Origin of the sequence: Moorena sp. SIO3B2 (assembly GCF_010692525.1) — a bacterium.
In the GTDB taxonomy this organism is placed as follows: domain Bacteria; phylum Cyanobacteriota; class Cyanobacteriia; order Cyanobacteriales; family Coleofasciculaceae; genus Moorena; species Moorena producens.
Genome location: NZ_JAAHHE010000329.1, coordinates 1 through 6586 on the forward strand (window position 1 = coordinate 1; position 6586 = coordinate 6586).

A 6586-nucleotide genomic window follows, 5' to 3' on the forward strand; every position below is an offset into this window, starting at 1 on the left:
TGGGGGGAAATGCAAGCTTAAATCCTTAGTGGGTAATAATTTTAGCCTATCATTTCCCCCCCAGCATTAATCTAGAAAGCAAATAGTTAAACAAAATTTGGCATGCATAACTCTAACGTATCTGTTGAGAAAAATGTTGGTGGCATTGTTGTTGGTGATAATACTCATGTGACGAACAACATCAATAAATATGATCAGGATTTTTTAGAGATTCCTCTTGAGAAATATGGCTTAGGTATTAGCCCAAGTCAACAGTTGATCGATGAAATGATTAATATTATTTGTCATCATCGAATGCTGATACTAGGTGGCAGTAACGACATTGATAAGGTAGGCATAGCACGTAATTTTGCATGGCATTTAAGTAATCATTTACAGAAAGAGTACTCAAGCTCTGACAGTTTTGAAGTTGAAGCCAAAGAATGGCAGCGTGGTTCTGAGTTACTGAACTTCTATCAAATACTTGAGCAAACTGAAACCAGAACAATTTTTGTGCTAACACGGGTTAGATTTCAGGATATTGACTATGATTTATCCCTGATCCAAAAAGCTGCTGCTGATAGTAACCACTATGTCATATTCGCTACAGATGAGCCTCGTGCTGTTTGGGGTTTAACCGATACAATTGGAGATTTTTGGAAGGATTTAGAAGTTGATGGTCTGTACAAAAAAGATGATTTATCCAAAGAGTTAAAAGATCAACTAAAACAGCTTCCATGGTCTTTGCCAGATAAAATTTCCATTGAATCAATTGCTGAAAAGTTAAAAACACCAGACAAAATTTATAAATTTGTTGAATTACTTTCAACCGAAAAAGAGCCATTAAATCCAGAAGAAATTGATCAACTAATTAACCTTGCTCAGGACAATAAAAAAATACTGGAACGATGGTTTAATAACGTTCTCCAACCTCGTGAGAAATTAATTGCTTTAGGACTGAATTTCTTCGATGGTCTTTTCGAGGATCAGTGTCTAGTTGCCATAGGACAATTAGCTGACCATGAGTGGTATCGACGTGACTCATCTCTTTGTGCTCTCGATCACTGCGATTTGCAGCCTTTTCATAACTTCTTCCGCCCGGTTGAAGTCAAAAACGATCGGCAAAAGAGGATTGAAAGTTGGCTACCTGAGCAGCGTTTAGAGCTATTTAAAATTGCATGGAATACATATCGACAACGTATTTATGCTGCACTTCCAGTGCTGGTAAAGCTGGTTAAAACCTCTGTAAAACGAGGTGTATCTAGAAAGAAAGATACGTCTGGAATTCCTGTAGGGCAGCAGTTGTATGGTTCTCTAGGTGAGAAGACGCGACGTTATCCACTGCGCACAGCAATTAGTGGGGCAATTAGCGACATCGGTTTGATTGACACTGATGTTGTTAAAGAGACTTTGCTAAGGCTGGCAACTTATGGGGAAGAAGGTGTAACAGCCCTAGGTGTCCAAGCGGTGGCAGCACGGGCAATGGCTCGGTGGCACAAGCTTGAACAGAAGGAACAATTACTTCAAACTATTAGATATTTGTACCAAGAAAATTTTTCGGGCATTGAAGAAAATAAGAAGAATAAACTTAAACAGAATGTTCGAGCTACTATTGCTCTGACCATCAGCTATGCAGCAAAGTCCGATCCACCTGGAAAACTAACCGAAGGATTTCAAGAGTGGTTAATAAAATTGTTGTCAGACAACCACAATTCTCTGGTTCTTGAGCGCTTTCGCGATCAGATCTTACGAATGCTCATACCGCAGCACTTATTTCAACTACAAGAAGTGCTGTGTACATTAGTGCAACGCGAATACGGAAAAATAAGTGAAGATTTAACCGAAAAAATTATTAGTGAATTTAAGTCTGCCTATTATAATAATCATGCCTACGAAGTTTTAGATATACTCGAACAGTGGCATACCAAATGTGAACAATGTGAGATTCAATACCCTGTTGAGAAACCACAAATTACTTCTCGTGAGCGATTGCTAATAACTGTGGTTAAAACTTACGGGGAAATTCAGGATAAAAAAGTGCTTAAGCAACTATACAGACTCCTGACAATAGAAGAAGATCCAGACGTCCGTGAAGAAGCCATTGAAGTTCTGTGCCAGTGGATTGAAGAAGCTTTTCAACAAATAATATCTGTTTTACCCAATTTCTTACCCAGTTTATTTGAAGAGCTTGACAAATATGAGCAATTACGAGTTTCTGAAGAAATTATTAATATATTTGAGTCTGGCTATCATACTAATCATGCCGCCGAAGTTTTAGATATACTCGAACAGTGGCATACCAAATGTGAACAATGTGAGATTCAATACCCTGTTGAGGAACCACAAATTACTTCCCGTAACCAATTGCTAATAACTGTGGTTCAAACTTACGGGGAAATTCAGGATGAAAAAGTGATTGATCCACTATACAGAATCCTCACAATAGAAGAACATCCAGACGTCCGTGAAAAAGCCATTGAAGTTCTGTGCCAGTGGATTGAAGAAGATTTTCAACAAATAAAACATTTTTTCCCCAATTTATTTAAAAAGCTTAACAAATATGAGAAATCACAAGTTTTTGAAACCTTGCCAGAAAGCTATTGGGAAGAGGAAGGACTATCTGTATGGACTTTACAGCGGTTTGTAATTCAGTTAGATACAAAGTTCCGGGTTTTTATGGAGCAGGGACTGAGGCCATCGGCCACCCTACGCGAACGGAGCTGGGAGCAGGGAAGAGGTAAGTTAGAAGAGGGAAGTCGGAAGCGGGAAAACAATCCTGTGTACCTGATAGTTATACAAACCGCCGTACCGGTAATAGGTATTTTACTAGTAGCATCTTCGATATTTTCTCCCAGCAACAAACAACAGGGCAAGTGCTTCGTGGTGTACAGAACAAAAAATTATTTACCTGTTCGTGACTATCCAGACTTGAATCATCCACAGAAGGAACAATTTAAAAATGGACAACAGGTGACGGCTATAGGTAAACCAAATTCAGGGTTCTATAAAATTACCGCTCCCATCAAAGGCTGGGTAGCTGCTAATTATCTCAAAGAATGTCAATAAACTAGAACCAAAGAGATGAATTCATTCCAACTACCTCAAGATTTAAAAAAATTGGCTAACCTATTACGACAAACCCAAGCTAAGCGCTAACCAGATTGGCAGTATAAAAGTTGAGCTAAATATAGCAATTCTATATCCCATAAGGTACAAATTGATCCCCCTAAATCCCCCTTAATAAGGGGGACTTTGAGGTTGAAAAGCTTACCTCATAACTGCGAGAAACGCTATAAGTAGGTGGCCATAAATAAACGCAACTAAGGGCGGGCGGGTTTTGATGGTTAAATCGCTTATTTAGCAAGACTTTCGCCTAAGCCCGTCCCTACAATTTTTTTAACGTCTAATTAGACCTACCTACTTAGTCGCAGTTTTTCTGTTTACTTTACAGTTGGGGCAGTCTTGTCCCTGATCACCTGCGGGATCATCGTATCCGCAGCTGGAGCAAGTCTTCGCAGTCTCGACACCTGCGCCATCATCCTGACCAAGTTGATAACTGAAAACCGGGTTAGCGAATAACGCAACGCCCAAGACTAGGCTAAGAGATAATCCCTTCATTACACACCTCATATGTTGTTGGTTGAAACCTAAACATACATTTATACTAGCTCAGTCTGCTTAAGAGCAGCTGCTAAACCAAAAGCCCCTGACCCCCTCAACTACTCGCCGGAAAACTCCCACCAGCGATGCAGCGCGGTCTTGGGGGTTTCCCCCATGAGCGACTGCATCAAGAAACAAAGTGAATATCACTAAAAGTTTCAATCCACAAACGAGCGCCACAATCCAGTGGATTATCCGGCTGATACACAATCTTACAAGGACCGAGGATTTCCACTTCATTACCGTAGAGATTAGTTCCCTTTCGTTTTACTGAAATCACTGGCTTCCGGTCTTCCGGGCTTTTCTTGATATTCGAGCCAATGTGATTGCGATTGACATTAATCTTCGCTAAAGCGGTCGTACGACTAGTGCGCCATTTCCCCTTTGGTCCACGATTACCTTTGGTAATTTGTGGCAAATGGTTGAACAGAGGAATAATCCAGAATTTCCCGCTTTTATAGGCACCCCGCACCCGACCCTTATCTAGGAGTTGGCGCAATCGTCGAGAAGAAATTCCTAATAGAGATGCTGCTTCAGTAGTTCCAACGCACTTGTTCATCAGTTACCTCTCCTTTAACTATTCCGATAATACTAGTATAAGGGAAAAAAGAAAAATTGACAATTTATTTTTTTAGGGAACAGGGAATAGGGAACAGGGAATAGGGAGGAAAGGGTGGTAAAAGTGGTAAATATGGTAAGGGTGGCTAGCAAGTCAAGTGCTGTGGTTTCCACTATTAGCGACTGCGTCAATATCGGAATAGTTAGGAAATCGGGAATCGGGAATCGGGAATCGGGAATCGGGAATCGGAACCCACCCCTAACCCCTCCCAGGAGGGGAACGGGAATCGGGAATCGGGAATCGGGATTGGGAATGCGATCGCGTAGCGTGACCAAAGGTCAATCGCTTTTAGCGTGGCCTACGGTCAATCCCGTAGCGTGACCTACGGCCAATCCCGTAGTTAATAAACGAATATAGTTTGACCCAGTGGGTGGAACGGGCATCTTGCCCGTTACGGACGGGCACCAACACTGGCGACCATAAAAAAAATCAGGGCGAGCCCATCCCTAACACACCCTACGGCCTTTTACACAATTTTTTAAAAGAGTACTTTATTAGTACAAAAGGTACCCTCAGGGGTACTGCAAAGTCTGTGTTAAATCAGACATTATATTGAAAGAAAAGAGTAAATGAAAGATGAAACCAATCTTGAAAAATATTTGTATAGCTTTTTTAGTCGCGGTATCCATTCTGTTGGTATGGTGTCCCAATCCAGCCATGGCAGCGATGTATACGAACACTGATTCCCCAGCATTCCAAAGCAGCTCCACTTTTGCTCCCGATGTAGAAGTGCTACCTCCCATCTACGTTACCGAGGAAAGTGACGAAGGTGTTCGCCGCTTTCAAAAAGTCAAAGAACAAACAGATGCAGAAGTTACTATAAATGCAGAGTCCATAGATCAAGCCTTGACACACAACATGGTCTCAAATAAAACCTCGACGAACATGGTCGCATTTTTCACTGTCGGTGCTCGAGATCTTACTGAATACAATTACTATGAATTGGACATGCCTCCTCAATTGCTCGATGCAGATGGTGGTCGTATCCGCATGATCATGCAGCACGAAACGAATACCTCTGACGAAGTTCGCGTCATTGACCTCACCATTGGGACAGAATACACCAACGATCAGTTCGGTACCCGTGGGCGGTTTCGCGGCAGATATGGCTGGACTCGCCAGCAAGGTGGTGGTGACTACAGTTGGATATTGGGTGACGGCATAATCCAGAATATAGCGAATCCTTGGGATTGGGCATGGATCTTGGATTGGCGATGGCTAGAAGATGGTAGGGAAATTGGCGGCAATAAAATCCGTCTATATTCACACCCCCATGTTACTACTCGATTCATTTTTTACGATAACTGAGACTTGCCAATCCAGCTAATTAAGCGATAATCGTCTCAAAACCAGGACTTACGCCGAAAATCTACCTGTAGGGTGCGTTACAACGCACCTTACGCTATTTATAGCGTATAAGCCCTAATTTTGCGTAAGTCCTGAAAACCAACCCGATGGCATCCACCCTTTTGCGATCCTCCCCTTGGATACCTTACGCGGACGCCATTGGGTTCAGGTAATGGGATTGACCTTGGCCAAAAGGCCACCCTACGTGAATGGTCACGGTATGCGATGCTCCTTTGGAGCATCGCATCTGTTTTACTACGAGGATACTGATGCTATAGGGAAAACAGAAGAGAGAAGACAATCCTGTGACCTGATCATTATGGTTCTTCGGTACTAAGAGCAGGGAAATCTGAAGTTGTAAGGAATGACCTTTAAGGGATCAGATCCTTTTCAATCACTTGAGGAGTGGTTAGAATCTTTAGACATATAAATACTATAGCCATCATATGCAAAATTACAAACAAGATCACAAGTCAGTAAACCCGGAGAATCCACCTAGATCTTTAGTTAAGAATTTTTTATGGATAGGAATCGGTATTGCAACACTTTTCATTACTGGTAAGGCAGCCATTTTTGGCTATCAGCAATGGCTATCTCATCAAGAGCAACTATTTGTGGAAACGATGGAAGACCTGATCATAAATAAAAACTTTGTGGAGTGTATGAACAAAGCTCTAGAAATTCCTGAAAGTTCTCACAACTCTTATAATGCAAGAGCTTTTCTAAATCAGTGTGCTCAAGGACAGTTGGCTCAAGCAGAGAAAGTAATAAAAGCTCAAAATTTGAAACCAGTTGATGATAATTATAAATTAGCAATTAACTTGGCAAAACAAATTCCTTCATCAACCTCTGTCTATAATCAAGCTCAAGATGCGATCCTTAAGTGGGAAAAAAAGTGGAGACAATTAGTGGGAGTAGAAGGCTTTACTGATGGCATCTATTTTTACCAGCAGAACAAAGGCTCTAATCTATATCTTATTT

6 protein-coding genes are annotated in these 6586 nt (G+C 41.4%); 4 read left to right on the top strand and 2 right to left on the bottom strand.

The annotated features are described in order from the left end of the window. Positions 1-102: 102 nt before the first annotated feature. On the top strand, positions 103-3045 hold the full coding sequence (locus tag F6K38_RS32700; protein ID WP_287359239.1) for an SH3 domain-containing protein: 2943 nt from the start codon (positions 103-105) through the stop codon (positions 3043-3045). 721 nt (positions 3046-3766) lie between these two features. On the opposite strand, the gene F6K38_RS32705 is transcribed toward F6K38_RS32700, so the two are convergent. Both F6K38_RS32705 and F6K38_RS32710 read right to left on the bottom strand, forming a co-directional pair. Then, entirely contained in the window at positions 3767-4198 is a 432-nt protein-coding gene (locus tag F6K38_RS32705) for a MerR family transcriptional regulator (protein ID WP_287359242.1), read from the bottom strand. A 32-nt stretch (positions 4199-4230) separates the two neighbouring features. Further along, positions 4231-4533 carry a hypothetical protein gene (locus F6K38_RS32710; protein ID WP_287249011.1) on the bottom strand — a complete coding sequence of 101 codons (303 nt, stop codon included), beginning with the start codon at positions 4531-4533 and terminating at the stop codon, positions 4231-4233. Positions 4534-4834: 301 nt separating this feature from the next. Between F6K38_RS32710 and F6K38_RS32715 the strand changes: the two genes are divergently transcribed. The 3 genes from F6K38_RS32715 to F6K38_RS32725 form a co-directional block, all read left to right on the top strand. Next, complete coding sequence (locus F6K38_RS32715; protein ID WP_071104227.1) at positions 4835-5566, top strand: hypothetical protein; 732 nt, start codon at positions 4835-4837, stop codon at positions 5564-5566. Positions 5567-5741: 175 nt separating this feature from the next. Further along, positions 5742-5942 (top strand): hypothetical protein, encoded by a 201-nt coding sequence (locus F6K38_RS32720; RefSeq protein ID WP_137985455.1) that lies wholly within the window; start codon positions 5742-5744, stop codon positions 5940-5942. A gap of 109 nt (positions 5943-6051) precedes the next feature. Next, positions 6052-6586: hypothetical protein (locus F6K38_RS32725; RefSeq protein WP_287359245.1), on the top strand; the 535-nt coding region annotated here is incomplete at its 3' end.

What these genes read in the sequence shown, in the direction of transcription:
- F6K38_RS32700 (WP_287359239.1), top strand. Translation starts at nt 103, where the DNA reads ATGCATAACTCTAACGTATCTGTTGAGAAAAATGTTGGTGGCATTGTT.
- F6K38_RS32705 (WP_287359242.1), bottom strand. Translation starts at nt 4,198, where the DNA reads ATGAACAAGTGCGTTGGAACTACTGAAGCAGCATCTCTATTAGGAATT.
- F6K38_RS32715 (WP_071104227.1), top strand. Translation starts at nt 4,835, where the DNA reads ATGAAACCAATCTTGAAAAATATTTGTATAGCTTTTTTAGTCGCGGTA.